22 protein-coding genes are annotated in these 24,927 nt (G+C 71.5%); 7 read left to right on the forward strand and 15 right to left on the reverse strand.

All coding sequences use genetic code 11. The features are described from left to right. Window positions 1-39: 39 nt before the first annotated feature. Window positions 40-201, forward strand: a complete 162-nt coding sequence (locus QZL85_RS07560) for a hypothetical protein (RefSeq protein ID WP_295575574.1) — start codon at window positions 40-42, stop codon at window positions 199-201. A gap of 69 nt (window positions 202-270) precedes the next feature. Beyond that, window positions 271-1,305 carry a nitronate monooxygenase family protein gene (locus tag QZL85_RS07565; protein WP_295575576.1) on the forward strand — a complete coding sequence of 345 codons (1,035 nt, stop codon included), beginning with the start codon at window positions 271-273 and terminating at the stop codon, window positions 1,303-1,305. On the opposite strand, the gene QZL85_RS07570 is transcribed toward QZL85_RS07565, so the two are convergent. The 10 genes from QZL85_RS07570 to ddaH all read right to left on the reverse strand — a co-directional run bounded on the left by QZL85_RS07570 (window position 1,295) and on the right by ddaH (window position 12,952). Continuing rightward, a complete protein-coding gene (locus QZL85_RS07570; protein ID WP_295575578.1) occupies window positions 1,295-2,533 on the reverse strand; it encodes an ROK family transcriptional regulator in 1,239 nt (412 codons plus the stop codon). The two genes, QZL85_RS07565 and QZL85_RS07570, sit on opposite strands and share 11 nt — an antisense overlap. A gap of 17 nt (window positions 2,534-2,550) precedes the next feature. Beyond that, window positions 2,551-3,981 (reverse strand): glycoside hydrolase family 5 protein, encoded by a 1,431-nt coding sequence (locus QZL85_RS07575; RefSeq protein ID WP_295575580.1) that lies wholly within the window; start codon window positions 3,979-3,981, stop codon window positions 2,551-2,553. 10 nt (window positions 3,982-3,991) lie between these two features. Further along, the gene (locus QZL85_RS07580) at window positions 3,992-4,882 is read right to left on the reverse strand and encodes a carbohydrate ABC transporter permease (protein WP_295575582.1); all 891 of its coding nucleotides are present in this window, start codon (window positions 4,880-4,882) and stop codon (window positions 3,992-3,994) included. Beyond that, complete coding sequence (locus QZL85_RS07585; RefSeq protein WP_295575585.1) at window positions 4,869-5,747, reverse strand: carbohydrate ABC transporter permease; 879 nt, start codon at window positions 5,745-5,747, stop codon at window positions 4,869-4,871. Before QZL85_RS07585 ends, QZL85_RS07580 begins: the two co-directional genes overlap by 14 nt. A gap of 64 nt (window positions 5,748-5,811) precedes the next feature. After that, on the reverse strand, window positions 5,812-7,062 hold the full coding sequence (locus QZL85_RS07590) for an extracellular solute-binding protein (protein WP_295575587.1): 1,251 nt from the start codon (window positions 7,060-7,062) through the stop codon (window positions 5,812-5,814). A gap of 265 nt (window positions 7,063-7,327) precedes the next feature. Then, on the reverse strand, window positions 7,328-8,173 hold the full coding sequence (locus tag QZL85_RS07595; protein WP_295575589.1) for a transglutaminase family protein: 846 nt from the start codon (window positions 8,171-8,173) through the stop codon (window positions 7,328-7,330). Next, window positions 8,170-9,105: an alpha-E domain-containing protein gene (locus QZL85_RS07600; RefSeq protein ID WP_147049725.1), complete on the reverse strand. Its 936-nt coding sequence runs from the start codon at window positions 9,103-9,105 to the stop codon at window positions 8,170-8,172. Before QZL85_RS07600 ends, QZL85_RS07595 begins: the two co-directional genes overlap by 4 nt. Next, window positions 9,099-10,790 carry a circularly permuted type 2 ATP-grasp protein gene (locus tag QZL85_RS07605; protein WP_295575592.1) on the reverse strand — a complete coding sequence of 564 codons (1,692 nt, stop codon included), beginning with the start codon at window positions 10,788-10,790 and terminating at the stop codon, window positions 9,099-9,101. The genes QZL85_RS07600 and QZL85_RS07605 overlap by 7 nt, the downstream gene beginning before the upstream one ends. Before the next feature lie 63 nt (window positions 10,791-10,853). Next, window positions 10,854-12,074, reverse strand: a complete 1,221-nt coding sequence (rocD, locus tag QZL85_RS07610; protein ID WP_295575595.1) for an ornithine--oxo-acid transaminase — start codon at window positions 12,072-12,074, stop codon at window positions 10,854-10,856. After that, the gene (gene ddaH, locus QZL85_RS07615) at window positions 12,071-12,952 is read right to left on the reverse strand and encodes a dimethylargininase (RefSeq protein ID WP_295575598.1); all 882 of its coding nucleotides are present in this window, start codon (window positions 12,950-12,952) and stop codon (window positions 12,071-12,073) included. Before ddaH ends, rocD begins: the two co-directional genes overlap by 4 nt. Window positions 12,953-13,094: 142 nt before the next feature. Here ddaH and QZL85_RS07620 point away from each other — a divergent pair, with 142 nt between their 5' ends. Then, entirely contained in the window at window positions 13,095-13,820 is a 726-nt protein-coding gene (locus QZL85_RS07620; protein ID WP_295575601.1) for a hypothetical protein, read from the forward strand. 189 nt (window positions 13,821-14,009) lie between these two features. On the opposite strand, the gene QZL85_RS07625 is transcribed toward QZL85_RS07620, so the two are convergent. Further along, window positions 14,010-15,254, reverse strand: coding sequence for an FAD-binding protein (locus tag QZL85_RS07625; RefSeq protein ID WP_295575605.1), 1,245 nt, complete (start codon window positions 15,252-15,254; stop codon window positions 14,010-14,012). 476 nt (window positions 15,255-15,730) lie between these two features. Then, window positions 15,731-19,426 carry a bifunctional proline dehydrogenase/L-glutamate gamma-semialdehyde dehydrogenase gene (locus QZL85_RS07630; protein ID WP_295575607.1) on the reverse strand — a complete coding sequence of 1,232 codons (3,696 nt, stop codon included), beginning with the start codon at window positions 19,424-19,426 and terminating at the stop codon, window positions 15,731-15,733. A gap of 43 nt (window positions 19,427-19,469) precedes the next feature. On the opposite strand from QZL85_RS07630, the gene QZL85_RS07635 reads away from it, so the two are divergent. Genes QZL85_RS07635 through QZL85_RS07645 form a run of 3 tightly spaced genes read left to right on the forward strand, consistent with a single transcriptional unit; the run spans window position 19,470 to window position 21,153 of the window. Next, complete coding sequence (locus QZL85_RS07635) at window positions 19,470-20,102, forward strand: hypothetical protein (protein ID WP_295575610.1); 633 nt, start codon at window positions 19,470-19,472, stop codon at window positions 20,100-20,102. Next, window positions 20,099-20,641 carry a hypothetical protein gene (locus QZL85_RS07640; protein WP_295575613.1) on the forward strand — a complete coding sequence of 181 codons (543 nt, stop codon included), beginning with the start codon at window positions 20,099-20,101 and terminating at the stop codon, window positions 20,639-20,641. The genes QZL85_RS07635 and QZL85_RS07640 overlap by 4 nt, the downstream gene beginning before the upstream one ends. Beyond that, the gene (locus QZL85_RS07645; protein WP_295575615.1) at window positions 20,638-21,153 is read left to right on the forward strand and encodes a hypothetical protein; all 516 of its coding nucleotides are present in this window, start codon (window positions 20,638-20,640) and stop codon (window positions 21,151-21,153) included. Before QZL85_RS07640 ends, QZL85_RS07645 begins: the two co-directional genes overlap by 4 nt. A gap of 1 nt (window position 21,154) precedes the next feature. Here the strand turns inward: QZL85_RS07645 and QZL85_RS07650 are convergent, their stop codons facing one another. Together QZL85_RS07650 and QZL85_RS07655 are read right to left on the reverse strand one after the other, a co-directional pair. Then, window positions 21,155-22,381, reverse strand: coding sequence for a hypothetical protein (locus tag QZL85_RS07650; RefSeq protein ID WP_295575619.1), 1,227 nt, complete (start codon window positions 22,379-22,381; stop codon window positions 21,155-21,157). 41 nt (window positions 22,382-22,422) lie between these two features. Continuing rightward, a complete protein-coding gene (locus QZL85_RS07655) occupies window positions 22,423-22,983 on the reverse strand; it encodes a thioesterase family protein (RefSeq protein ID WP_295575621.1) in 561 nt (186 codons plus the stop codon). 154 nt (window positions 22,984-23,137) lie between these two features. On the opposite strand from QZL85_RS07655, the gene QZL85_RS07660 reads away from it, so the two are divergent. Further along, window positions 23,138-23,644 (forward strand): GNAT family N-acetyltransferase, encoded by a 507-nt coding sequence (locus tag QZL85_RS07660; RefSeq protein ID WP_295575625.1) that lies wholly within the window; start codon window positions 23,138-23,140, stop codon window positions 23,642-23,644. Between the two features lie 53 nt (window positions 23,645-23,697). Here the strand turns inward: QZL85_RS07660 and QZL85_RS07665 are convergent. After that, the coding region (locus tag QZL85_RS07665; RefSeq protein WP_295575627.1) for a cytochrome b/b6 domain-containing protein at window positions 23,698-24,927 on the reverse strand (1,230 nt) is incomplete at its 5' end.

Below are 24,927 nucleotides of genomic sequence, written 5' to 3' on the forward strand. Positions count from 1 at the left end.
TCCTTCCGCCCGCGCGGGCGCGCGCGTAGCGTGGGCCGCATGACCGCGACCCCCCGACCCGACGACGCCCCTCCCGCCGACGACCAGGCGGGCGACGATCCGCTCGGCGGCGACCAGGGCACCGAGGAGGATCTGTCGGCGGACAACGCCGTCGAGGAGGATATGCTCGCGACCCTCGACCCGGACGCGCCGCCGGCCTGATCCCCCGCCTGGCCGGAATGCGACGACGCGTGACCGCGCCGGACGCCGCCGACGCGGGATGCTGGGGGCATGGCACTTCTCGGACTCGACGTCCCGATCGTCCTCGGTCCTTTCGGCGGTATGAGCTCCGTCGCCCTCACGGCGGCCGTGAGCGATGCCGGAGGGCTCGGGTCCTACGGGCTGTACGGGTACTCCGCCGAGCGGATCGCCGAGACGGCCCAGCACCTCCGGTCGGCGACCGACCGCCCGTTCGCGCTCAACCTCTGGATCCCGACCGGCGACGAGGCGGAGCCCGACGATGTGGATCCGGGCCCCGCGCTCCGGGCCGTCGCTCCGCTGTACGACGAGCTCGGCATCGAGGCACCGGCCGGCACGCCCGATCGATTCCTCCCCGCCATCGACGAGCAGCTGGATGCCGTGCTCGCCGCGCGGCCGGCCGTCCTCAGCTGCGTGTTCGGGATGCCGGCGGCAGCCGTCGTCGCGGAGGCGCAGGCCCGCGGCATCCGCGTCGTCGGGGCGGCCACCACACCGGCCGAGGCTGTCGCGGTGGCCGCCGCGGGAGCCGACGCCGTCGTCGCGAGCGGGTTCGAGGCCGGCGGGCACCGGGTCAGCTTCCTGCAGCCCGCCGAGCGGTCGCTCGTGGGCACTCTCGCCCTCGTCCCGCAGGTCGTCGACGCCGTCGACATCCCGGTCATCGCGGCCGGCGGGATCGCCGATCGGCGCGGGGTGGCTGCGGCCTTCGCGCTCGGCGCCGCCGGCGTCCAGGTCGGGACGGCGTTCCTCCGCACCCGCCAGTCGGCCGCGAGCGCCGCCCACCGCGACGCGCTCGCCCGGCTCACCGCCGACGGCACCGTTCTCACGCGCGCCGTCACGGGGCGCCTGGCCCGCGGCATCCGCAACCGCCTCATCGACCACATCGAGGAGGTCGGCGCGGTCGCCCCGTTCCCCGCCCAGAGCTGGGTCGTGGGCGCCCTCCGGGCCGAGGCGAACCGCCGTGGCGACGGCGATCTGCAGTCGCTGTGGGCCGGTCAGGCGGCGGCCCTCGCGCGGTTCGATGACGCGGCGGACGTGTTCGCCGAGCTCGCCGCGGGTGTCAGCGGCTGATCAGAGGCCGCTCGGAGAAGAGCCGCCCTCGCGCGATGAGGTCCTCGATCGGCATGAGCGCAGATCCGAGGGCGACGGTGTCGCCGCCGAAGGTCGCCGGGACGAGTTCGAACTGCTCGGCCGAGCGGCGGAGGCTGTTGCGGCGGGTGGCCTCCAGGATGCGGTCGGCGTGCTTCTCCATGAGCCGGAGCCCGACCCATCCGCCGACGACGATGCGCTGCGGGTTGGTGAGGTTCACCATGCTGCCGAGGGCCGCGCCGAGTGCGTCGATGCCGTCGTCGACCACGCGGGCGGCCACCGGATCCGTCTCCGAGGCCACCAGCAGGGCGCCGAGCGCGGTCCACCCGCTTCCTTCGAAGGCGCCGCCCGCGTCCCGCCACGCGTCCAGCAGCGCGTCCGCGCCGACGTAGGCCTCGACGCAGCCGCGATCGCCGCAGCGGCAGAGACGTCCGTTGAACGCGATCTTGGTGTGGCCCCACTCCGTGGCGCTGCCGAACGCCCCGTGATACAGGTCCCCGTCGGTGACGACGCCGAGTCCGACGCCGCGGCCGAGCAAGGCGACCAGCGCATGATGCGCGCCGCGCGCGGCCCCGAACCAGAGCTCGGCCCGCGCCTGGGTCTTGGCGCCGTTCTCCGCGAACACCGGGAGGCCGCCGTCCAGACCGGAGGGGATCGGATGCGGCTCCCATCCGAGGCTCTGCGCGTAGAGCGTCTGCCGACCGTCGGCGTCGGTCTCCACGACACCGGGGAGGCCGAGCCCGACCCCGAGGACGCGTGGCCACCGCTGCGCGTTGCGCTCCCGCACCGCAGCGATCGCCTCCCGGAGATCGCGCTCGATGTCCTCGGGGCCCTCCTGCCGGTCGCCGCCGCGGAACTCGCGGTCCACCCGGTTCAGGCCGAGGTCGAACAGCTCGACGGCGACGCCGCGCTCGCCCACGTCGACGCCGATCGCGTACGCCCCGTCGCGGTTCGGCCCGAACACCGTGGTCGGCCTCCCGCCGCGCGAGGCGCGTGTGCCGAGCTCGGCGACGAGTCCCTCCTCCAGCAGTTCGCTGACGATGTTGGCCGCGGATGCCGTCGACAGTCCGCCGTGGCGCGCGATCTCCGCCCGCGTCGTCTCACGCTCGCGGATGACGAACTGCAGGGCGGCGGCGCGGTTGCGCTGCCGGAGATCGGCGACGGTGAGCGACTCGGGAGCGATGTCTCCCCGAGGATCGCGTGCGGTCATGCTCCGAAGGTAGCGGCTCACGTGTGCACCGTGACACCGTGGACGGCCACCGTCGCCCTCGCCGTGAGGACGAGGGCGCCCTCTTCCCAGGTGACGGCGACATCGCGCGCATCGTCCGCGTGCACCGTCCAGCCGCTCGGCGCCGAGCCGAGCGCGAAGGTGAGCACCGACCCGGCCGTCAAGGCGACGGTGATGGGGTGCGCGGCGCTTCCGGTGTCCTCCGGGTTGGCCCACGCCGCGTCCGGGATCGGTGCGCCGGCCATCTCGTCGATGGACCGCTCGCCCCCGTCGTGCAGCCCGGCCCATGCCGGGAGGGTGAGCGGCGGGCGCCCGAACAGCGCATCGAGCACCGGCTGCCGACGCGTGCAGCGGTCGGCGACGACGGCATCGAGGAAGCCGTCGAGGATCGCCCCCGCCTCCTCGGCCGAGGGCGTCGCGGCGGGGTCGACGATGCGCTCCCAGCCGGACGGCGCCTGCGCGGACAGCGGCGACGTGAGCGTGTCGAGCTTCTTCCACGGCCAGAAGTTCCAGCCGATGTCATGCCGTTCGTACAGGCGCGTGGCAGCGTAGATCCAGGCCGGTGAGTTCTCCCCGCCCTCGCCCATGTAGATCGGGGTGCCCAGCCGGCGCCGCTCCGCGAGGAAGTCGTCGATGCTCGTCTCGTCGGGTGGGCACCAATAGCGGTGGAACTGCAGCGCCTGGTTGTCGTCGTACCGCTCCGCGAGCGGCAGCCAGTTCGTCGCCCAGTGCGATCCCTCGTACATGAGCAGGTGCCGGTCGTCGACGGCGCGGATGGCGGCGGTGAGGTCGCGGTAGAGCGCGACGAGCTCGTCGTTGTAGACGTGCTGCCATTCGTTCGGGAGGGGCTCGTTGAGGAGGTCGTATCCCAGCACCGCCTCACGTGAGCGGAAGCGGCGGGCGATCTCCTCCCACAGCGCGATCGTGTGCCGCCGGAACGTCGGGTCCATGAAGAGTTCCGGCCTGCCGTGCTCCGAGTCGTCGATGTTCGTGCCGGTCTGTCCGCCCGGCGCCCCGTGCAGGTCGAGCAGGATGCGGAGTCCGTACTTCTCGCTCCAGGCCACCGCGCGTTCGATCAGGGCGAATCCCTCCTCGAGGAACGCACCGGAGTCGTCCATGACGATCCGTGCGTTGATGGGGAGGCGCACGTGGTCGAAGCCGGCGTCGGCGATCAGGGCGAAGTCCCGCTCGGCGATGAACACGTCGCGGAACCGTCGCCAGAAGGCCACGGCCTGCTCCGGCCCCACCAGTGAGGCGATCTGCCGCTCGATCTGGCGCGGTGAGGACTGATCGTCGCCGAACCCCCACATGTAGCCCTCCGGGAGCAGCCAGTTCCCCAGCCCCACGCCGCGCAGCAGCAGCGGGCCCTGGTCGTCGACGAGCGACGTGCCCTCGGCGCGCACGAAGCCGGTGCGGGGAGTGGGGGTCATGGGACGGTCCTTACTTGAGCCCGGAGAGGGCGAAGCCCTGCACGACGAAGCGCTGGAAGACGACGAACACCAGCAGGATGGGGACGACCATGAGCGTCGAGGCCGCCATCTGCAGCGAGGGGTTGGTGGCGATCTGCTGATTGAGCAGCGACACCCCGACCGACAGCGTGTAGAGCTTCTGGTCGTTGGCGATGATCAGCGGCCACAGGAAGCTGTTCCACCCGGCGATGAACGTCAGCACGACCTGGACGGCCAGGATCGGGCCCGACATCGGAAGGATGATGCGGAAGAAGATCCGCCACTCGCCCGCACCGTCGATGCGCGCGGCCTCCACGATCTCGGTGGGGATGGTCGCCATGAACTGGCGGAAGAGGAAGACGCTGAACCCGGAGACGAGCATGGGCAGCGCGATCCCCACGAGCGTGTTGGTGAGATTGAGGCCGTTGAGGATGAGGTAGCTCGGGATCATCGTCACCTGGCCGGGGATCATCATCGTGACGAGGACGAGGAAGAACCAGACGTCACGACCGGGGAAGTCGAACTTGGCGAAGCCGTAGCCGGCGGCCGCCATGAGCAGCAGCCCGACCATGCAGATGAGGACGATGAGGAGCGTGTTGACGAGGTACCGCCCGAAGTCGAGCCGCGTGAAGAGCTCGACGAAGTATTCGAGGGTGGGCTCCTCCGGCAGCAGTCGGGGCGGGAACGCGACGGACTCGCTGCGCGGCTTGACCGAGGCGAAGACCATCCACAGGAACGGGAAGGCCGTGACCACGGCGCCTGCCGCGAGGACGATGCCGACGACGATCGTGCCGGGCCGCACGCGTGCGGTGCGGCGGCGCTCGACCGGGCGTGCCTCGACGGCGCCGAGACGTCGCATGACCGCGCGTTCAGTACTCGACATCTCTCCTCCTCAACCGCAGCTGGATGAGCGTGATCCCCGCGATGATCGCGAACAGCAGCACCGAGCCGGCGCTCGCGTAGCCGAACTGACTCGCCGAGAACCCCTTCTGGTACAGGAACAGCGAGATCGATGTGGACGCGCCCAGGGGTCCGCCCTTCGTGAGGACGAACGGCTCGTCGAAGAACTGCAGCCAGGCGATGACGGTCGTGATCGTGACGAAGAAGATCGCGAAGCGCAGCAGCGGGATGACGATGGAGACCGTCTTGCGCCACTCCGAGGCGCCGTCGATGGAGGCCGCCTCCAGGTACTCCTTCGGGACGCCCTGCAAGGCCGCGAGGAAGATGATGACGTTCAGGCCGAGTCCGCGCCAGACCGCGACCAGGACGACGGAGAACTTCACGATCACCGGATCGGAGAGCCACTGCACCGGGGCGATGCCGACGAGCGAGAGCAGATGGTTCAGGAGACCGAACTGGGTGTTGAAGAGGTATCCCCACACGAGTGCGATGGCGACGATCGCCGTGATCGCCGGCACGAAGTAGAAGCTGCGCAGCAGCCGGAAGAACCGGCTCTGCGAGCGGTTCAGGGCGAGGGCGATCACCATGGAGAGGACGATCACCGTCGGCACCCCCATCACGGCGAACAGTCCGGTGTTGCCGAGGGCCTGCCAGAAGGACCCGTCTCGCAGGAGCTCGTCGTAATTCTCCGTCCCGATGAACCGGATCCGCGACCAGTCGCCGAGGCCCGCGAGGTTCATGTCCGTGAAGCTCACGACGACGGCGACGGCGATCGGCAGGACGCCGAACGTGAGCAGCAGCAGCATCGCCGGGGTGATGAACGCGTATCCGGTGAGTCGTGTCTTCATGCCGAACCTATCGAGGCGAAGGAGGGCCGCGGCCGGTGAGACCGGCCGCGGCCGCGCGGGGGGCTCAGTTGACCGAGGTGTCCTTCGTGGCCTCCACGAGGGACTGGAGCGTCTGCTCACGATCCGCACCGGTCAGGACGATCGCGTTGAGCGAATCGAGGAGGGCCTTTCCGGTCTCCCCGTCCCAGTTGGGCACGAGCGGCAGGATGCGGGCGTTCGCAAGCTGTTCCGAGTACACCTCGACCAGCGGGTTCGCGGTGAGGACCTCGTCCTCGAGGGCCGCCGTGGCCGTCGGGAGCTGGCCGTCCGCCTCGAACCAGGCGACCTGCGTCGCCGGGTCGGAGAGGAAGTCGAGCAGCTCGAGCGCGCCGTCCTGGTTCTCCGTCCCGCCCCATACGCCGAGGTTCGATCCGGCGAGGAGCGACGTGTTGTCCGATCCTTCGGGCAGGGTCGCGACGCTCCACTTGCCGTCGAGCTCGGGCGCGGCGTCCGAGATGGCCGACGCGAGGTACGGTCCGCTCACCAGCATCGGTGCGATACCGGAGATGAAGCCCTGCGTCTGGTCGAAGTCGCTGTTGGTCGGAACGCTGCCATCCGCGTACAGACCGGTGTACAGGTCGACGGCGTCCTCGAAGCCGGGAGTGTCGAAGTCGATGAGACCGTCCGCGTCGACGACATCCGCTCCGTGATCCCAGGTCATGACGACCGGGAGGGCGCTGTCCCACTGCGGGATGTAGTAGCCGTACTGGCCGTCTCCCCGCGCTGCGAGGGTCTTGGCGTCCGCGCGCAGCTCGTCCCACGTGGCCGGCGGCGCGTCGATCCCCGCCTCGGCGAGGATGTCGGTGCGGTAGAAGAGCACGCGCGTGTCGGCGACCCAGGGCATCGAGACGACGTCGCCGTCGATGGCGGTGGCATCCCCGGCGACACCGCTGATGAAGTTCGAGGCGGCGAGATTCGGGTAGTCGGCGATGACGTCCTCGTCGAGCGTGAGGAGCGCGCCGCTGTCGGCGAAGGTGCGCAGCTTCGAGATGCCGATCTGCAGCAGGTCGGGCCCGTCCCCCGACGCCACCGCCGTCGTGAACTTCTGGTCGATGCTGTCCCACGGGATCGCGACGGTCTCGACGTCGATCCCGCTGTCCTCCTCGAACGGCGCGACGAGCGCGTCGAAGCGCTCCGAGCTGTCGCCCATGATCCAGACCGTCAGCGTGCCGGGGTCCGCGGTCGCGTCCTCCCCTTCGCTCGCGGCGGCGCAGCTCGTCAGCGCAACGGCCGACACGGCGACGGCCGCGGCCACGCCCAAGCGGATGCTCTTCATTGAGGTTCCTTCCAGTGGTGCCGATCGGAGAGCGCACAGTTGCGCGGACCGTGTGGGCGCCCTTGTCCGCGCCGCACGACAGCATCAGTGTGGACTTATTCCACGTCTTTGTCAATGTCGAAGATTATACGGCGACAAGGGCCGCTTCCGGACCGCGGCGCCGAGAAACCACATCCAGCGCGAGAATCACCGTCCCGCGTGGTTTCTCATGCCGGATGTGGTTTCTGGGCGCCGCCGCGCAGAAGGCCGTGGCGCCGAGAACGGGTCACGCCTCGCGGGTGATCGTGACCTTCACGTGCAGATTGCTCTTGAACGGGCCGGCGTAGACGCCGCGCAGCGGTGGGACGTCGTTGTAGTCGCGCCCGCGGCCGACCATCACGTGCCGGTCGCCGATCTCCGTGCCGTTCGTCGGGTCGAAGCCCTGCCAGTCCCCCGCGAACCACTCGACCCAGGCGTGCGATTCGCCGGACACCGGCACGCCGACCTCCGCGTCGGCCTGCGGGTGGAGGTAGCCGGAGACGTAGCGGGCGGGGATGCCGACGGATCGGAGCGCGGACAGGGTGATGTGCGCCATGTCCTGGCAGACGCCCTTGCGCTCCTCCCACGCTTCGCTCGCCGTGGAGTGCACCCCGGTGATCCCGTGCATGTACTCCACCGCGTCGCCGACCGCGGAGGCGATCGCCAGCGCGGCGCGGCTCGGTCGGTCGTTCTCGGCGGCGATCGAGCGCGCGAGCTCGGCGACCTCGGGGTGCAGCGCCGTGCGCGGCGTCTGGGTCATCATCTCCACCGTCGAGATCGAGCGCTCGGCCTCCCGAGCGAGCTCGTCCCAGCTCACGTCGCCGTGCGCGAGGGGGCGCGGGCGCACCTCGACGAGGGAGCGCGCCGTGATGCTCAGCGCCGCGTGGCCGGCCATGACGTCGAACGCGGCGACGCGGGTGCCGAAGTAGTCGAGGTACTGGTTCACGCTCGTCGACGGCTCGATGTCGAGCTGCGAGCTCAGCACGAACTGGCTGTCCGTCGAACTCGGCAGCATCCGCGCCTCGTTGTAGGACGCGCCGACGTCGCCCTGATAGGTGAACCCGGTCGCGTGCTCGATCCGCAGGCGCTTCATGAGGTCTCTCCGATCCAGCTCGGCTCGGCATGCGTCGGGAAGAACCGGCCCCGGATCGCCTCGGACGCCTCACGTGTCACCTTCTGGACCTGCTCCATGTGCTCGGGCAGCTCGGAGATGATCTCGGTGATCGGGCGGTACTCCAGGTCGTTGCGGATGCGGCCGAGCGCGCGCAGCACGGCGTTGGAGTGACCGACGCGGTCGGCGACGGGGTCGATCGCGCTCATGCACTCCTCGGCGCGCTGGATGGAGTGGATGATCGAGCGCGGGAACAGGCGGTCGAGGAGGAGGAACTCGGCGGCGTTGCTCGCGCTCGGCATGCCGCGGTACGTGCGCAGGTAGGCCTCGTACGCGCCGCAGGAGCGCAGGATCGTCGTCCACGACGGGCCGGATGCCTCCGTCAGCGAACGGGTGGCGAGGAGGCGTGCGGTCATGTCGGTGCGCTCGATGGATCGCCCGAGCGTGAAGAACTGCCACGACTCGTCGCGGCTGGTGGTCGAGTCGGTGATGCCGATCGCGAGGGCCGAGCGCTCGCGCACCCACTGGAAGAACTCGTGCACCTTCTCGTCGTTGAGCCGTCGCGGCATCCGGGAGTAGGTGGTGTTCAGCGTCTCCCACAACTCGGTCGAGACGATCTCGCGCGCGCGGCGGGCGTTCTCCCGCGCCGACTGCAGCGCGTACGCGATGCTCGACGGGTTGGTCCGGTCCACGGCGAGGCGCTTGAGCACGTCGCTGCGCGTCACGCGGGCGAGCTCGTCCTCGGCGGGGAACGAGCCCATGACGCCCATGAGCGAGCGGCAGGCGGTGTCCTCGTCGATCCAGGGATCCTCGAGGAGCAGCTGCAGATGGACGTCCAGGATGCGGGCCGTGCCGTCGGAGCGCTCGATGTAGCGTCCGATCCAGAACAGCGATTCGGCGATCCGGCTCAGCATGGCGTCGCCTCCTCGCCGGCCTGCTGCTGCTGCTCCTGCTGCTGCTGCTCCTGCTGCTCGCTGTGCGGGCGCGGGTGATCCTGCGGCGAGTGGTCGGGCTGGTCCTGCGGGTCGTAGACGATCGAGATGGTCCCGGTCACGGAGGCCTGATCGGCCACGAGGCCGGCGAGGCCGTCTCCCTGCCCGTACTCGACGTGCCGGGGCGCCGCGCCGCCGACGATCCACGTGTCCTTCGACCCGCCGCCCTGGCTGGAGTTGACGACGAGCTGCCCTTCGGGGAGCGCAACACGGGTCAGGCCTCCGGGGAGCACCCACACCTCGTCGCCGTTGTTCACGGCGAACGGGCGGAGGTCGGCGTGGCGGGGCCGCATCCCGTCCTCGACGAGGGTCGGGATGGTCGACAGCATGACGACGGGCTGCGCGATCCAGCCGCGCGGATCGGCGCGCAGGCGGGTGCGGAGCTGGTCCAGCTCGGCCCGCGACGCGTCGGGGCCGACGACGAGGCCCTTCCCGCCGGAGCCGTCGACGGGCTTCACGACGAGCTCGTCGAGGCGGTCGAGCACCTCCTCGAGCGCGCCCGGGTCCTCGAGCCGCCAGGTGTCGACGTTCTTGAGGATCGGCTCCTCGGCGAGGTAGTACCGGATGAGGTCGGGGACGTAGGTGTAGAGGAGCTTGTCGTCGGCGACGCCGTTCCCGACGGCGTTGGCGATCGTGACGTTGCCGAGGCGCGCGGCGAGCATGAGGCCCGGGGCGCCCAGCATCGAGTCGGCGCGGAACTGCAGCGGGTCCAGGAAGTCGTCGTCGACCCGGCGGTAGATGACGTCGACGCGCTGCGGCCCGCGGGTCGTGCGCATGAAGACCTTGCCGCCGACGCACTGCAGATCACGGCCTTCGACGAGCTCGACGCCCATGAGGCGCGCGAGGAGCGTGTGCTCGAAGTACGCCGAGTTGTACACGCCCGGGGTCAGCACGACGACGTTCGGGTCGTCGACGCCGGGAGGGGCGGACGCGCGCAGCGCCTGCAGCAGCTTGTTGGGGTAGTCGCCGACGGGGCGCACCCGCATCGAGACGAACAGCTCCGGCAGCGTCTGGGCCATGACGCGACGGTTGGAGATGACGTAGCTGACACCGGACGGCACCCGCACGTTGTCCTCGAGCACGCGCATCTCGCCGTGCTCGTCGCGGATGAGATCGATGCCGGCGACCTGGATGCGCACGCCGTTGGCGGAGCGGATGCCGGCGGCCTGCCGGTAGAAGTACTGCGACGACGCGATGAGCTTGGCCGGCAGCACGCCGTCTCGCACGCAGTGCTGGTGGCCGTACGCGTCGTCGAGGAAGGCCTCGAGGGCCCGGACGCGCTGCTGCACGCCCTTCTCGACCCGCGACCACTCGTCGTACTCGATGACGCGCGGAACGGCGTCCAGCGGGAAGGGACGCTCCTCGCCGGCGAAGTCGAACGTCACGCCCTGCGCGAGGTAGGAGCTCGCGAGCGACTCGGTGCGCCCGCGCAGCTCCTCCTGCGTCATCTGCGCGAGCGCCTGGTAGAGCTCCCGGTAGGCGTCGCGCGACTCGGCCGCGGCGCCCGCATGCGCGGGAGCGCCGAACATCTCGTCGAACGCCGGCACGCCGGACGCGGTCTTGCGTGGCGCCAGCGTGGAGCCGTATCCGTCGAACAGGTCGCCCATGCCGACGAGCCTAGCCCGGCACGTGTTGCCGAGGTGTTTCGGCCTGCTCGGTCCCCGAGCTGCTCAGCCCTCGAGGACGACGCGCAGCTGCTCGACGGCCCAGTCCAGCTCGGTGCCGCGGATGACGAGCGGCGGCGCGATGCGGATCGTGTGCCCGTGCGTGTCCTTGACGAGCACGCCGCGGGACAGCAGCCGCTCGGCGATCTCCCGTCCGGTGCCGACCGTGGGGTCGATGTCGACGCCCGCCCAGAGGCCCGCGACACGCACGGCGGTGACGCCGTGGCCGACGAGCTCCTGGAGCTTGCCGGCGAGGTGGTCGCCGAGCGCCTGCGCACGGGTCTGGAACTCGCCGGAGGCCAGCATCTCGACGACCTGCAGGCCGACGGCCGCAGCCAGCGGGTTGCCGCCGAAGGTCGAGCCGTGCTCGCCGGGACGGATGACGCCGAGGACGTCCTCGTTCGCCACGACCGCCGACAGGGGCAGGATGCCGCCGCCGAGCGCCTTGCCGAGCAGGTAGACGTCGGGGACGACACCTTCGCGGTCGCACGCGAACGTCGTGCCGACGCGGGCGAGCCCGGACTGGATCTCGTCGGCGATGAACAGGACGTTGTGCCGGTCGCAGATCTCCCGGACGGCGCGCAGGTAGCCCTCCGGCGGGACGACGACACCGGCCTCGCCCTGGATGGGCTCGACGAGCACCGCCGCGGTGTTCTCGTCGATGGCGGCCTCGAGCGCGGCGGCGTCTCCGAACGCGACCGACACGAAACCGGCGGCGTACGGGCCGAAGTCGTCCCGCGCACTGGGGTCGTCGCTGAAGCCGACGATCGTGGTGGTCCGGCCGTGGAAGTTGCCGTTGGCGACCACGATGGTCGCGGCATCCGGCGTCACGCCCTTCACGCGGTACGCCCACGCGCGGGCGACCTTGATGCCGGTCTCGACCGCCTCGGCGCCGGTGTTCATCGGCAGGACGAGGTTCTTGCCGCACAGGTCGGCCAGGGCGGAGGCGAACGCGCCGAGCTGGTCGTTGTGGAACGCGCGGCTGGTGAGCGTGAGCCGTCCGAGCTGCTCGGTCGCTGCGGCGATGAGGGCGGGATGGCGGTGGCCGAAGTTGAGGGCGGAGTACGCCGACAGCAGGTCGAGGTAGCGCTTGCCCTCGACGTCGGTGACCCACGACCCTTCGCCCCGCGCGACGACGACGGGAAGCGGGTGGTAGTTGTGGGCGACGTGCGCGTCTTCGGCGGCGATGATGCCGGCGCTCGCGGCATCCAGGAGCGGAGCGGTCATCGGGTCCCTCGCAGTTCGAGCGTGCAGCACTTGATCCCGCCGCCGCCGAGCAGCAGCTCGGACAGGTCGATGAGGATCGGGTTGTAGCCCCGCTCGCGCAGCTGGGCCTCGAAGCCCTTCGCACGCGGCGAGATGAAGACGTTCAGGCCGTCGCTGGCGGAGTTCAGGCCGAAGACGGCACCGTCCTCGTCCGAGACGCGGATCGCGTCGGGGTAGCGCGCGGCGAGGATCCGCTGCGACTCCTCGTCGAAGGCGGACGGGAGGTAGGCGATGTTCGCCCGCTCCGCGCCCCCGGCACCCTCCACCGGGTCGAGCACGGCGATCGCGGTGTCGAGGTGGTAGAAGCGCGGGTCGACGAGCCGCAGGGAGACGACCTCCTTGCCGAACACGGCGCCGATCTCGCGGTGGCTGTCGCCGACCGAGCGGAACCCGGTTCCGGCGAGGATGACGTCGCCGACGAGCAGGAAGTCGCCCTCGCCCTCCTGCACCTCGACCGGCTGGATGACCTCGAAGCCGTTCGCGGCGAACCAGTCCATGAACGGCTGCTCCTCGCCGCGGCGCTCGTCGACGCGGAACTTCACGCCGAGCGCGCGACCGTCGATGATGAAGCCGCCGTTGGCGGTGTAGACCATGTCCGGCAGCCCCGGGACGGCGTCGATGAGCTCGACCTCGTGGCCGAGCGCGACGTAGGCGTCGTGAAGCGTCTGCCACTGCGCGACGGCCTTCGCGGTGTCGGTCGGCTTCGCCGGCTCCATCCACGGGTTGATGCGGTAGCTCACCGTGAAGTGCTCGGGACGGCACATGAGGTACCGGCGGCGCTGCTGGATGCGGGCGGGGGCTGCCGTGGTGGTGGCGGCGGCGGGGTTCTGCGTGGACATATCGCTCCTCGTCGGAAGGGGCGGCGGACGCTGTCCAGAGGCCCGGCGGAGCTGTGGGAAGCCGACGACTCGGGCACGCCGGCATCCATTGTGCCAGACGCATCCCTCAGCGGACCTGAGAGATGTGGGTAGATTTCTCCTCATGGGTCGCCGGACGGGTGAGGAGACGCGCGCGCTCCTCCTCGGGATGGGCGTGCAGATGCTGCTCGAGCGCGGCGTCTCGGCGGGCGTGCAGCACATCCGGCTGCAGGATGTGCTGCGCCGGGCGGGTCTCACGACCGGTGCGGCCTACCGCCTCTGGGGGGATCAGACCGACTATCAGCGCGACCTCGCGGTGGCGATGGTGCGGATGCGGGTCGCGGGCCCGACCGACTTCGTGCGCGCGGCCGTCGCGGATCTCGTCCGCGCGGGCGCCCCGGGCGATGACATCATCCGGGCGGCGGCCCTCTCGCATGTCCGCAGCACGACGCGCGACACCGACGACGAAGCCGAGGCGCTCGAGGCCCAGGGCTTCCTGATCGCCCTGGCCCTGCGGACGACCGCGGACACGTGGCCCGAGCTCAAGGAGGCGGGGCGCGAGCGGCACCGCGAGTCGATGGCGGCGTTCGCGGATCTCCTCGGCTCGCTCATGGAGTCGTACGGGATGCGGATGAAGACCGGCTTGTCGGTCCTCGACTTCGCGGAGGCCATGGCCGCCATGGGCGAGGGGTTCGCGGTGCGCGCGATCGAGGGGATCGACCACCCGACGTTCGATTTCACCGCCGAGCATGAGGCACCGACCGGGCGCTGGACGCTGTTCGCCCTCGGTGTCCGCGCCCTCGTGAACGAGTTCATGGTGCCTGTCGAGACGGCTGCGGCGCAGGCGTGACGCCCGGGGTCTCCGGGACCGAGACGCTGAGATCTCGACCCCGGAGCGACACTCCCCCCGGCGTGTCGGTGGTTCGGCCATCGGCGTGAGCCGAGCTGGAATGGCCTCCGTAGAGCGCCCCCCAGTGACGCTCCGCCTCCATCCTCTGCACGGCATATGTCGCCCCGTCCAGAAAGATAAATTGTTTCTCTACTTCAGTCCGAGCCCGCCGAGGAAGGCGTTCCCGAAGCGGCCGTGCGGGTCCGTGCGTTTCCGGAGCGCGGCGAAGTCCGCCCATCGCGGGTAGCGCGCGGCCGCATCGGCGCCGGGAAGGGTGAAGACCTTGCCCCAGTGCGGCCGCGCGGTGCGGGGCAGGGCGGCTTCGAGCTCGGGCAGCAGCGCGGTCACGCCCGGCACGTCGCGCAGCCACGTGAAGTGCAGTCCGACGGCGTCGGTCTCGTACGCGGGGCTCAGCCACAGCCGGTCCTCGGCGATCGTGCGCACCTCGCAGACCTGCAGCAGCGGCGCGATCCGCGGCGCGAGGGTGCGCAGCGCGCCGATGGCGGCGACGGCGTCGGCCCGGGGCACGAGGTACTCGCTCTGCAGCTCCTCCCCTGCCGAGGGCGTGAAATCCAGGCGGAAGTGCGGCAGTCGGTCGAACCAGGGGCCGGGCTCGCCGCCCTGCACGGTGCAGGGTGCCGGGTCGATGCCGGGGAGCGGATGCCGGGGGCCCTGCGCCGGGGATCCGCCGAACGCGGCGAGGTCCGGCGCGACGCCGCGCCCCTTCACCCAGACCTGGTCCACGACGTCCGCGGATCGCCACGTCGTGAACAGGCTCACGGAGTCGCCGGCGCGCTGCAGCTCGTCGAAGCCCTGCAGCGCGGCATCCCACCGCACCCCTTCGAACACCGTCTGCGCGATGTCGTAGGTGGGGACGACATCGAGCTCGAGCGCCGTGACGACCCCGAGCGCGCCGAGCGATACGACCGCCCCGTCGAAGTCGTCCTCGCCGCGCGCGAGGCGCACGATCTCGCCGGAGGCGGTGAGGATCTCGAGGGCTGCGACCTGGGTCGCGAGCGACCCGATCCGCTCGCCGGAGCCGTGCGTCCCGGTCGCGACGGCCCCCGCGACGGAGATGTGCGGCAGCGACGCCAGGTTGCGCAGCGCCCAGCCGCGCTCGTGCAGCCAGGGGGCGAGGTCGCCGTAGCGCAGACCCCCGGGCACCCGGACGGTCCCGCGGGCGCTGTCGATCTGCGGCGCGCCGTCGAGGGCGGCGAGGGAGACGAGCACCCCGTCCGTGTCGGCGATCGGGCTGAAGGAGTGCCGACTGCCGAGCACGCGGACCTTCGGCGTCGAGGTGACCACGTCGACGAGTTCGTCGAGCGTCCGCGGCGCGACGAGGCGCTCCGCCGCGTAGGCGATGTTGCCCGCCCAGTTGGTCCCGGCATCCGTCATGGCAGCTCCCGTCCGATCCGCTCCGGTACGCCGGAGCGCAGTCCATCGTCTCACCGTGTCCCGCTTCGCGCGGTGGTGCGTCGGTCGACCCGCGCGGAGCGTGAAACCCCCGCGGGAGGGTGTCAAGGCATCCGCGGGTCGCGGCGGCAGCACCCCGACTTCGCGGCGCGCTCGACCTCGCAGCCACGCTCTCCGCCGTGGGGCTTGGCCGCGCCAGGACTCCGCCGTTGGGATAGGTGCCGGCCGCGGGGCCCCGCCGCCGGCATCTCCGCCGTCGCGCCCTCTCCATGTCACAGTCGACGCGGGTGGTGCCCCGCCTGACCCACGCAAAGAGTGACACCGCGTGGCAGCGTGTCACGGCATCCGCGGGTCACGGCGGTGGCACCCGCGCATTCTGTGACACTGCACGCCGGGCGCCGGACGCCGGGCGCCGGATGCCGCACACCGGGCGCCGGAGGCCGCCTACCGCGCCCGGGTCAGATGATGCCCTCGCTCCACCGATCGGGGTTGCCGAAGCGGTGCGCCGTGATCGTGATCGCCTGCTCGTGCAGGAAGGGCAGCAGCTCGATGCGGCCCGCCGTCGTGACCTCGTTGTCGTACACCGCGAGGTCGGGATCGCCACCGACGGCCTCCGCGAGGGCGCGGTGCAGCGCCGCGACCGACTCCGGCTGCCCGACGAGCCGCGTCCGCGGCGGATGCGGCTCGCCTGTCGCCGTCATCCGCTCGAGCCACTGCTCATCGCTCTCCACGAACACCGGGATCCCGAGGTCGCCGAGCGTCCGCCGGACGGCGGCGGGGAGCCCGACGGGCGCGCTCAGGGTCAGCGCGGAGCCGGCGCGGAGGCCGGCGACGACGACCCGGAGAACCCCCTGCCACAGGGCGTCGCCGGTCGCGCGCACCGCGACGTCCACGGGGCGATAGCGGAAGAGATTCCGCTCGACCTTGAGCTGCGAGACGTCCTTCACCTGACCGAACTCCCGATCCCAGGCGAGGGCATCCGACAGCGCGCCACGGCGCAGCCAATCGAAGCCCTCGTAGTCCAGCGACGGCTGGGCCGCCTCGATGAGCGCCGTGATGCGCGAGTCGAGACCCCGGAGGTGCAGCGTCGACGACGACGTCGCCCCCGTCGACGGGCGCCAGGATCCGAGCCCGATCAGGTAGTTCGGGCCGCCCGCCTTCGTGCCCGGACCGACCGACGAGCGCTTCCAGCCGCCGAACGGCTGCCGCTGCACGATCGCCCCCGTGATGCCGCGGTTCACGTAGAGGTTCCCCGCCTCGACGCGTTCCAGCCAGCGCTCGAGGTCGGCGGGGTTCTGCGTGTACAGCCCCGCCGTGAGTCCGTACGAGACGGCGTTCTGCAACTCGATCGCGTGCGCGAGCGAGGTCGCGTGCATGACCCCGAGGACGGGCCCGAAGAACTCCTCGAGATGCGTGCGCGACCCGGGCCGCACTCCGACGCGGATGCCGGGACGCCAGAGCCGCCCCTCGAGTCCGGGCGCCGCGACCTCTTCCGGGGCGACGAGCCATTCCTCGCCGGGCTCGAGTGTCGTCAGGGCCCACTGCAGCTTGCCCTGCGGCGGCTCGACGACCGGGCCGACCTCGCTCAGCGGGTCGCTCGGCGGCCCGACGCGCAGCGAGCGGACGGCATCCACGAGCTGCCGCTTGAACCGCTGGGAGCGGCCGACGGGTCCCACGAGGATCGCGAGCGACGCCGCCGAGCACTTCTGGCCGGCGTGGCCGAACGCGCTCTTCACGAGATCGGATGCCGCGAGGTCGAGGTCGGCGGAGGGCATGACGATCATCGCGTTCTTGCCGCTGGTCTCCGCGAGGAGCGGGAGGTCGGGCCGCCACGAGCGGAACAGGGCCGCCGTCTCCCACGAGCCGGTGAGGATGACGCGATCGACATCGGGGTGCGAGAGGAGCTGCTGCCCGAGGCCGCCCTCGTCGATGTCGACGAGGGCCAGGAGGTCGCGCGGCACACCGGCCGCCCACAGCGCCTCCGCGACGACGGCGGCGCACCGGCGCGCCTGCGGCGCCGGTTTGAACACGACGGCGGAACCCGCGGCGAGCGCCGCGAGCACGCCACCGGCGGGGATCGCGATCGGGAAGTTCCAGGGCGGCGTGACGACGGTCAACCGCGCCGGGACGAACACCGCGCCGCTCACCCGGTCGAGCTCGCGCGCCGTCGCGGCGTAGTAGTTCGCGAAGTCGACGGCCTCGCTGATCTCCACGTCCGCTTCGGCGAAGACCTTCCCGGTCTCCGACGCCGCGACCTCGATGAGCTCGCCGCGCCGGTCCTCGAGGGCGCGCGCGGCGGCCTGGAGGACCGCGGCACGGTCGGCGGCGGGAGTGGCACCCCACGTCTCGGCGGCGGATCGGGCCCGCGCGACGACGGCCTCGAGGGCGGCCTCGTCGTCCACCCGGGCGGCGCTGATCGTGGCATCCCCGGCCGTCGACGTGGCGACGCGGGCGAGGATGTCGCGGGCCCAGGCCCGGTTCGCCGGGAGCGAGGGGTCGGAGTCCGGGGCGTTGTCGAATCCGGGTGCACCCGCAGCGGCGCGGGTCTCCCGCGTCGCGAAGACGGCGGTCTCCACGAACGCCTCACCCCCGAAGAGCAGTTCGTGCGCGGCGGGCTCGAGCGGCTGGGTGTCGCCGGGCTCCGCGGCCTCCTCCGCCGTCGAGGAGCGCGCGATGCCCAGCACGGCCTGCGTGAGGTCGGACTCCTCCGGCGCGTCGCGGGTGAGTCGAGGCGCGTCGGCCGCGGCCGTCACCTCGGTGCGGTCCTGCACGCGGTGCGGGCCCGTCGTCAGGGCGGGGTCAGCGGCGCGCTCCAGCGAGGCCAGGAAGCGCCGCTCCTCGCGGGTGAACATCCGCGGGTCTTCGACGAGGTCGAACGCGGCGGAGAGGAAGTTGTCGCTCGACGCGTTCTCTTCGAGGCGGCGCACGAGGTAGCTGATGGCGACGTCGAACTCGTCGGGCGACACAACCGGCACGTAGAGCAGGACGTGCCCGACCTCGCGGGCGACCGCCTCGACCTGGCCCTGCGCCATCCCGAGCAGCATCTCGAACTCGATGTCGTCGCGGACACCCCGCTCACCGGCGAGCAGCCACGCATAGGCGATGTCGAACAGGTTGTGCCCCGCGACCCCGATCCGCACGGCGGCGGTGCTCTCGGCCCGCAGCGCCTCGTCCAGGCACCGCACGTAGTTGGCGTCCGAGTCGAGCTTGGACCCGTAGGTGGCGAGCGGCCAGCCGTGCATCACGGCATCCACCCGCTCCATCGCGAGGTTCGCACCCTTCACGAGCCGGATCTTGATGCGTGCGCCACCGGCCGCGACGCGGCTCTGCGCCCAGGCCGTCAGCTGACGCAGGGCCGGGAGCGCGTCCGGCAGGTACGCCTGCAGCACGATGCCCGCCTCGAGTCCTTGCAGACGGGGGTCCTCGAGGATGCGCGTGAAGACGGCGATCGTCAGGTCGAGGTCGCGGTACTCCTCCATGTCGAGGTTGATGAAGGTCCCGTCGGAGGATGCCGTGACGTACAGCGGCAGCAGGCGCTCGACGACGGCGTCGACGACCTCGTCGAACGCCCACATCGAGATGTGGCTCGCGATGGCGGAGACCTTGACGGAGACGTAGTCGACGTCGTCGCGACGGACGAGGTCGTGGATGCCGTCGAGCCGGCGCAGCGCCTCGCCCTCACCGAGGACGGCCTCGCCGAGGAGGTTGAGGTTCAGTCGGGCCCCGGACTCGCGGATCTTCGCGATCGCCGGGCCGAGCTTGTCCGGGCGGGCGTCGACGACGAGGTGTCCGACCATCTCCCGGAGGACGCGGCGCGCGATCGGCACGGTCGGCGCAGGCAGCACCGGGGCGACCGCGCCTCCCGCGCGGACCGCGCCGCGCAGGAACCAGGGCAGGAAGCCGGGGACGAGCGGGGCGACGCGCTGAAGATTGGATGCCGCCGCCGCCAGGCTCTCGGGGCGCATGACCCCGTCCACGAACCCGATCGTGAAGGGCAGTCCGTTCGGATCCTTCAGGACGCCGGCGAGGCGTTCGGCGGAGGGGTCGACATCGGCGTCGGCGGATTCGGCGACCCAGCGCTGCGCGAGTTCGATGGCTCGCGTCGCCAGGTCCGCGTGGGGCGCTTGTGGCGCCACGGAAGAGGTGTTGGGCATGGCGACAACTCTACGGAGGAACGCGTCCACCTAGGCTGTGCGTGTGACGACGACGGAGCCCCCCGCCCGCCCGCGCGTCTCGTCGTTCTCGCGACTGCGGGCCGCGGCCGACCGGGTGCCCACGAAATGGTTCGCCGCGATCGCGACGGGACTCTTCCTCGCGGCCACCGCGGCGTTCGGCGGACTCGCGACCGCTGCGGCCGAGCCGGTCGCCGAACTCGAGGTCGGGCAGACGCACACCGGGCCGCTGTACGCGCTGTCGGTGGACCGTGCGTTCCTCTTCGACGAGCTCGCCGAGGCCGGCGCGTACCCCGGGGAGGGACAGCGCGTGCTGGCGCTGCGGATCACGGTGGAGAACGTGTGGACCGCGCCGGAGGGGTTCAGCGGCATGCGCGAGACGCTGTCGATCGCGGCGCCCGGTGCGGAGCTGACGTCGATGGCTCGGATCGACGACGCGACGACGAACCCGCGACTGCAGCCCGGCGTTCCCGCGGAGCTGGCGGTCGCCTGGCTCATCCCGGACGACGCGCTGGCCGACGGCGACGACGTCACGGTGACCGTGAGCGATCCCACCCTGCGAACCGGCCAGGCCGTCACGAGCGGTCAGTGGTGGGACGACCCCGTTCCGATCGCCCAGGTGACCCTGCCGGTCGAGTACCGCCCGGGGGACCAATGAAGCCCTGGCTGACGTGGACCCTCGGTGTCGCCTTCGTGGTCGGCGCATGGTTCGTGGCGTTCGCGACGCCGCCGGAGGACGCCCGCGAGGCGCCCTTCGTCGTCACGGCATCCGTCGGAGAGCAGGCCACCGGTCGCGACATCGTCGCGACCGTCGAGGGACTCCGGCGCGCGGACACGCTGATCGACGGAGGCTGGTCGGCCGAGGGGAATTGGCTCGTCGTCGATCTGTCGATCTCGTCGCGGGTGAGCCCCCGCACCCTCGCCCACGCGACGCTCCGCGTCGGCGACCGCACGTTCGCCGCGACCGAGCGCGCCGACGGCTCGCTCTACCAGCAGGGCCTCACGGCCGGCGTGCCCCGCCGCGGCAGCATCGCCTTCGAGCTGCCGGCCGACCTCGAGGCGGAGGAAGCCGTGCTGCGTCTCGCGACGCTGGGCGAGACCCGTCTCGATTCGGTCATCGAGCTCCCGGTGCCCATGGCCGAGATCGAGCGCTCCGCCGAGGCGGAGCTGCACCCCCGCGAATGGGCCCGGCCGTGAACGCGTGGTGGCGCCGCAACGGGATCGCCCTCCTGGTGCTGGCGGTGCTCGTGCCGGTCGGCGGGATCGGGATCAGCCAGCACGAGCGCACCGCCCTCGCGGGATCCGGTTCGGATGCCGTGACGGCGGGGCCCTCCGGGTCGGTCGACGTCGCCGGGATCACGGTGGGCCCGGCGACCGCCGAGTTCGAGAGGATGGACAGCGCTCCCCGGGGGACCCGTGTCGTCACGGTGCACCTCCCCGTCGACACGCACGGCGACGACATGTCGTGCCTCTCCCCCGTGCTGCGGGAGACCGACGGCCTGCAGCGCTCGTGGCGCGAGTCGGCGCTGGAGCTCGGCTTGGACTCCTTCGACACGGCTCGCCCCACCTCCTGTCCCACCGATGCCGGACGCTGGTTCACCCTGGTCACGAGCTATCTCGTGCCGGCGGACGCGACCGGCCCCTTCCACGTCGACCTCACCTGGGCGGATGCGCTGCCGGAGTTCGCCCGCCTGCGCGTCGAACCCTGACTCAGGCTGCGACGAGTTCGGGCGCCGTCAGCCGCCCCACGACACGGTCGTACGCGGAGGCCACGACGATGAGCCGCAGCGGCTCGATGAGCAGAGCGGGCACCGAGAACACGATCGTGGAGGCGGGCAGCCAGAACTCGGCGAACGACTGGGGCCCCACGAGACGGGTGAGCGCGATGCCGAGGAGGGAATCGAGTGCCAGCACGATCGTGAAGAGGAGCACGTAGCCGCCGATGAGCGCGGGCCCGGCCCGCCACATCAGCACGACCGCCTGCACGATGGGGCGGAACCGGGCGACGATCTGGCCCCACAGGTCGCTCGAGCGGCGGCGCGTCCACGCCGGAAGCCGGCCGAAGCGGGTGCGCGCGCGGTCGACGATCGCGCCCCGCACGCGCGCCGGGGGCGGCGCGACGGCCTGGCCGAAGATGACGCCCGCGACCGCCAGCCACGCGAGCGGCAGGAGGAGGATGCCGCCGGCCTCGCCGAGGAGCCACTCGACGCCATCCCAGACCCATGCCACGGGAGCGACCTGGGCCGCGAGCCACTCGCGGAGATCCGCGAGCCAGACCATGGCCTGCCGCGAGTCGACCCACGACCCGACGGCGTCGAACGCCTGCGACAGCAGGAGCGCCGACCACACGACCCAGAGGGCCTCCAGGTACACCGCGAGCACCACGATGCTCTTCGAGAGGCGGCCCTTGTACCGCCCGTACGCCCAGCGCAGCACGAATGCGGCGACGATGATGCCGACGGTCAGCGGCGAGAACGACAGCTCGCCGGCGGCCCCGTCGCCGCCGGATTCGAGGCCGAGGATGCTCTCGTTCGCGATCAGTCCCGAGTTGATCTCCAGCACGCGCGAGTAATACGCGTTGGCGTCATCGCGCAGGTACCCCCAGGCGGCGTAGAACGCGACGAACACGAGGATCGAGCCGAGCAGGGCGTCGGTGAAGGCGCGGCGGCGCGCCGCGGGCTCATCCGGCAGCGGCGCGATGACGCCGAGCGTGCGCAGGCCGCTGCGGAGCACCAGCAGCATCGACACCAGCGCAACGAGTCGCACGACGATGACGAGCGGGAACAGCAGCGCGCCGACGACGGCGGAGTACGCGCCGACGAATCCGAACGCCTCGATGGCGACGTACTGGAGGAGGTTCCCCGCGAGGTAGATCGCGACCAGCAGCGGACCGTGGCTGAGGACCAGTCGCCCCGCAGTCCGCAGCATCGTCAGCACGGCCCTACGCTAGCGCCCCGCGGAGCGCCTGCCCGGCGAGGTCAGTCCCAGAGGCTCGGCGCGGCGGCCTTCGTCGAGGGCAGCGCGGACCCGGTCACCCAGGCCTCGACCCAGTCGGGCAGCGGAGGGAGGTCGTCGGGGCGGTGCAGGGCGGAGAAGAGCTCCTCGATCGGCACGACGCCCCCGGTGCGGCGCAGGAAACGGGCTCGCACGATCATCTCGGCGTACACCTCGCCGTCGACCACGGCGCGGTGGATCTGGTAGACCGCCTTGTCGTCGTGACCGTAGAGGCGCGACTCGACCGTGAACGGCTGCCACAGCTCGAGCGACTTCCGGAAGCTGATGGTCTCGTTCGCGACGACGGCGTACCAGCCGCGTTCGTTCATGGCATCCCAGATGCCGGTGCGGATGAGCAGGTCGAACCGGCCGAGGTCGAAGAGGGAGGCGTAGCGCCCGTTGTTCATATGCCGGAGCAGGTCGATGTCGGTGGGGAGCGTCCGCAGCCGCACCCGGCCGACACTGGTCGGCGGGATGGGGCCGCGACGGCGCAACATCGTCTTGGCGCGCAGGATCGTCAGCAGGGTCCGCCACCATACGTTCACGAAGCGCGATGCTAGCGCTTCCGTGCATGCGGAGGGCGAATCGGTTGTCGGATGACGACAGTCGGGGCGGTCACGGATTGTCGGCGCCGAGGGGACCTTTTGTCACGGCTGGCGCGGATTTCACTATTGCAGGGGCCGTGCGTAGAGTCGCCACATGGAAGCCGAACAGCAGACCGACATCGTCGTCCGTCCGGTTCGCGACGTGGATGCCGAGGCCCTGGGGCGCGTGCATGCGGCGTGCTGGCACGAGACGTACGACCACCTGATCAGCAAGGCCGCGCTCGAGAATGTCTCGCACAAACGCCTGGCCGACCTCTGGAGCCACTGGGCCGTCCAGGGACCCGAGTTCAAGATGCGTGCGGCACTCGTCGGCGGAGAGATCGTCGGCTTCGTCGGATCCGGTCCGGCCCGCGATCGCGACGCTCCGCGCACGCGCGAGCTCTACTTCATCTACCTGCTCGACCAGTTCCACGGCACGGGCATCGGTCAGCGCCTGTTCGACGCCGCGGTGGAGCCGGACGAGCCGCTGTACCTGTGGGTCGCCGACGACAACCCCCGCGCGCACCGGTTCTACACGCGCAACGGGTTCGCGCTCGACGGCGCGACGCACACCGAGCCGTTCCTGGGCGAGACGCTGACCGAGGTCCGCTTCGTCCGCTGACCCGAGCAGGGTCGGAGTGAGCGGATGCCGTCGGCTGACGGCATCCTGAGTGCTCAGCGCCCGCTGACCGTGCCGAACAGCCGCGCGACCGGCGCGAGCACGAGCGGACGGGCCGCGACCCACGCGCCGGCGGTGACGACGAGCGAGGCGAAGAACATCCAGAACCCGGTCCAGTTGTCGGCGTACGCGACGCCGTCCACGGACCCCTGCGCCGCGTACATGTGGTTGAGGTTCCGCAGCGCCCCGGTCGCGAAGACCAGCGCGACGTGGACGAAGATGAACGCCACGAAGTACAGCATCGTCGGGAAGTGCAGCTTCCGCGCCCACTCGATCGGGTACGCCCGGTTGAGGCGCGCGCTGCCCTTCGGCCACAGCCCGCTCATCCGGTAGCCCGTGATGGCCGCGAGCGGCGCGGCGACGAAGACGGTCGTGAAGTAGGCGAGCTGCTGCAGTGCGTTGTAGTTGACCCAGCCGTTCTCGGTGGGCCAGTCCAGCGACACGTACTGCAGGACGGCCGAGAGCGCGTTCGGGAACACCTCCCAGCTGGTCGGGACGATCCGCATCCACTGTCCGGAGACGAAGAGCAGCACGACGAAGACCACGCCGTTCAGGAGCCAGAGGATGTCGAGCGACTGGTGGAACCAGATCGTCAGGCTCGTCTTGCCCTTCGGGTCGCGCCGGGGCGTCCAGAAGACCGCGGGCCGCTTCTCGGTGCGGATCTGCAGGCCCGTCCGGATGATGAGGACCATCAGGAACGCGTTGAAGAAGTGCTGCCAGCCGACCCAGGCCGGGAAGCCCACGGGCGCACCCTCGGGCAGGTGGTACTCGCCCGGGTAGGTCGTGAGGAAGTCCTGCATCGCCTCGAGCGAGAGCACGAAGCGGACCGCCGCGACCGCCATGCCGGCGAGGATGAGGAGCGCCGCGCCGACGACGACGGCCGCGCCTGCCCACTGGATCTTCGTGAACGGGCCGATGAGCGCGGGCGGCGCGGCCGCGGCGGGGCGGCGCGTCGCACCCCGGCCGGCCCACACGGTGCGCGGGACGGTGAGCGGCGGACGCGGGCCTGCGGGGGTCGGTGTGGCGGTGACTGTGGGCGCGGGCGCGGTGGCTGCGGTCGGGGCGGTCGCGGACGTGGCGGGCGCGGCGGGTGCTGTGGCGGCGGGAGCGCCGACAGCGGCGTCGACCGCCGGCTCTGCGGGTGCGGCGGGCGCTGCGACGCGGCGGGCCGCGACGGTGCCGGCGGGAGGCCATGGCTCGCCGCCGGGCGTGCGGGGCAGGCCTCG

Origin of the sequence: uncultured Microbacterium sp. (assembly GCF_900078385.1) — a bacterium.
GTDB lineage: Bacteria > Actinomycetota > Actinomycetes > Actinomycetales > Microbacteriaceae > Microbacterium.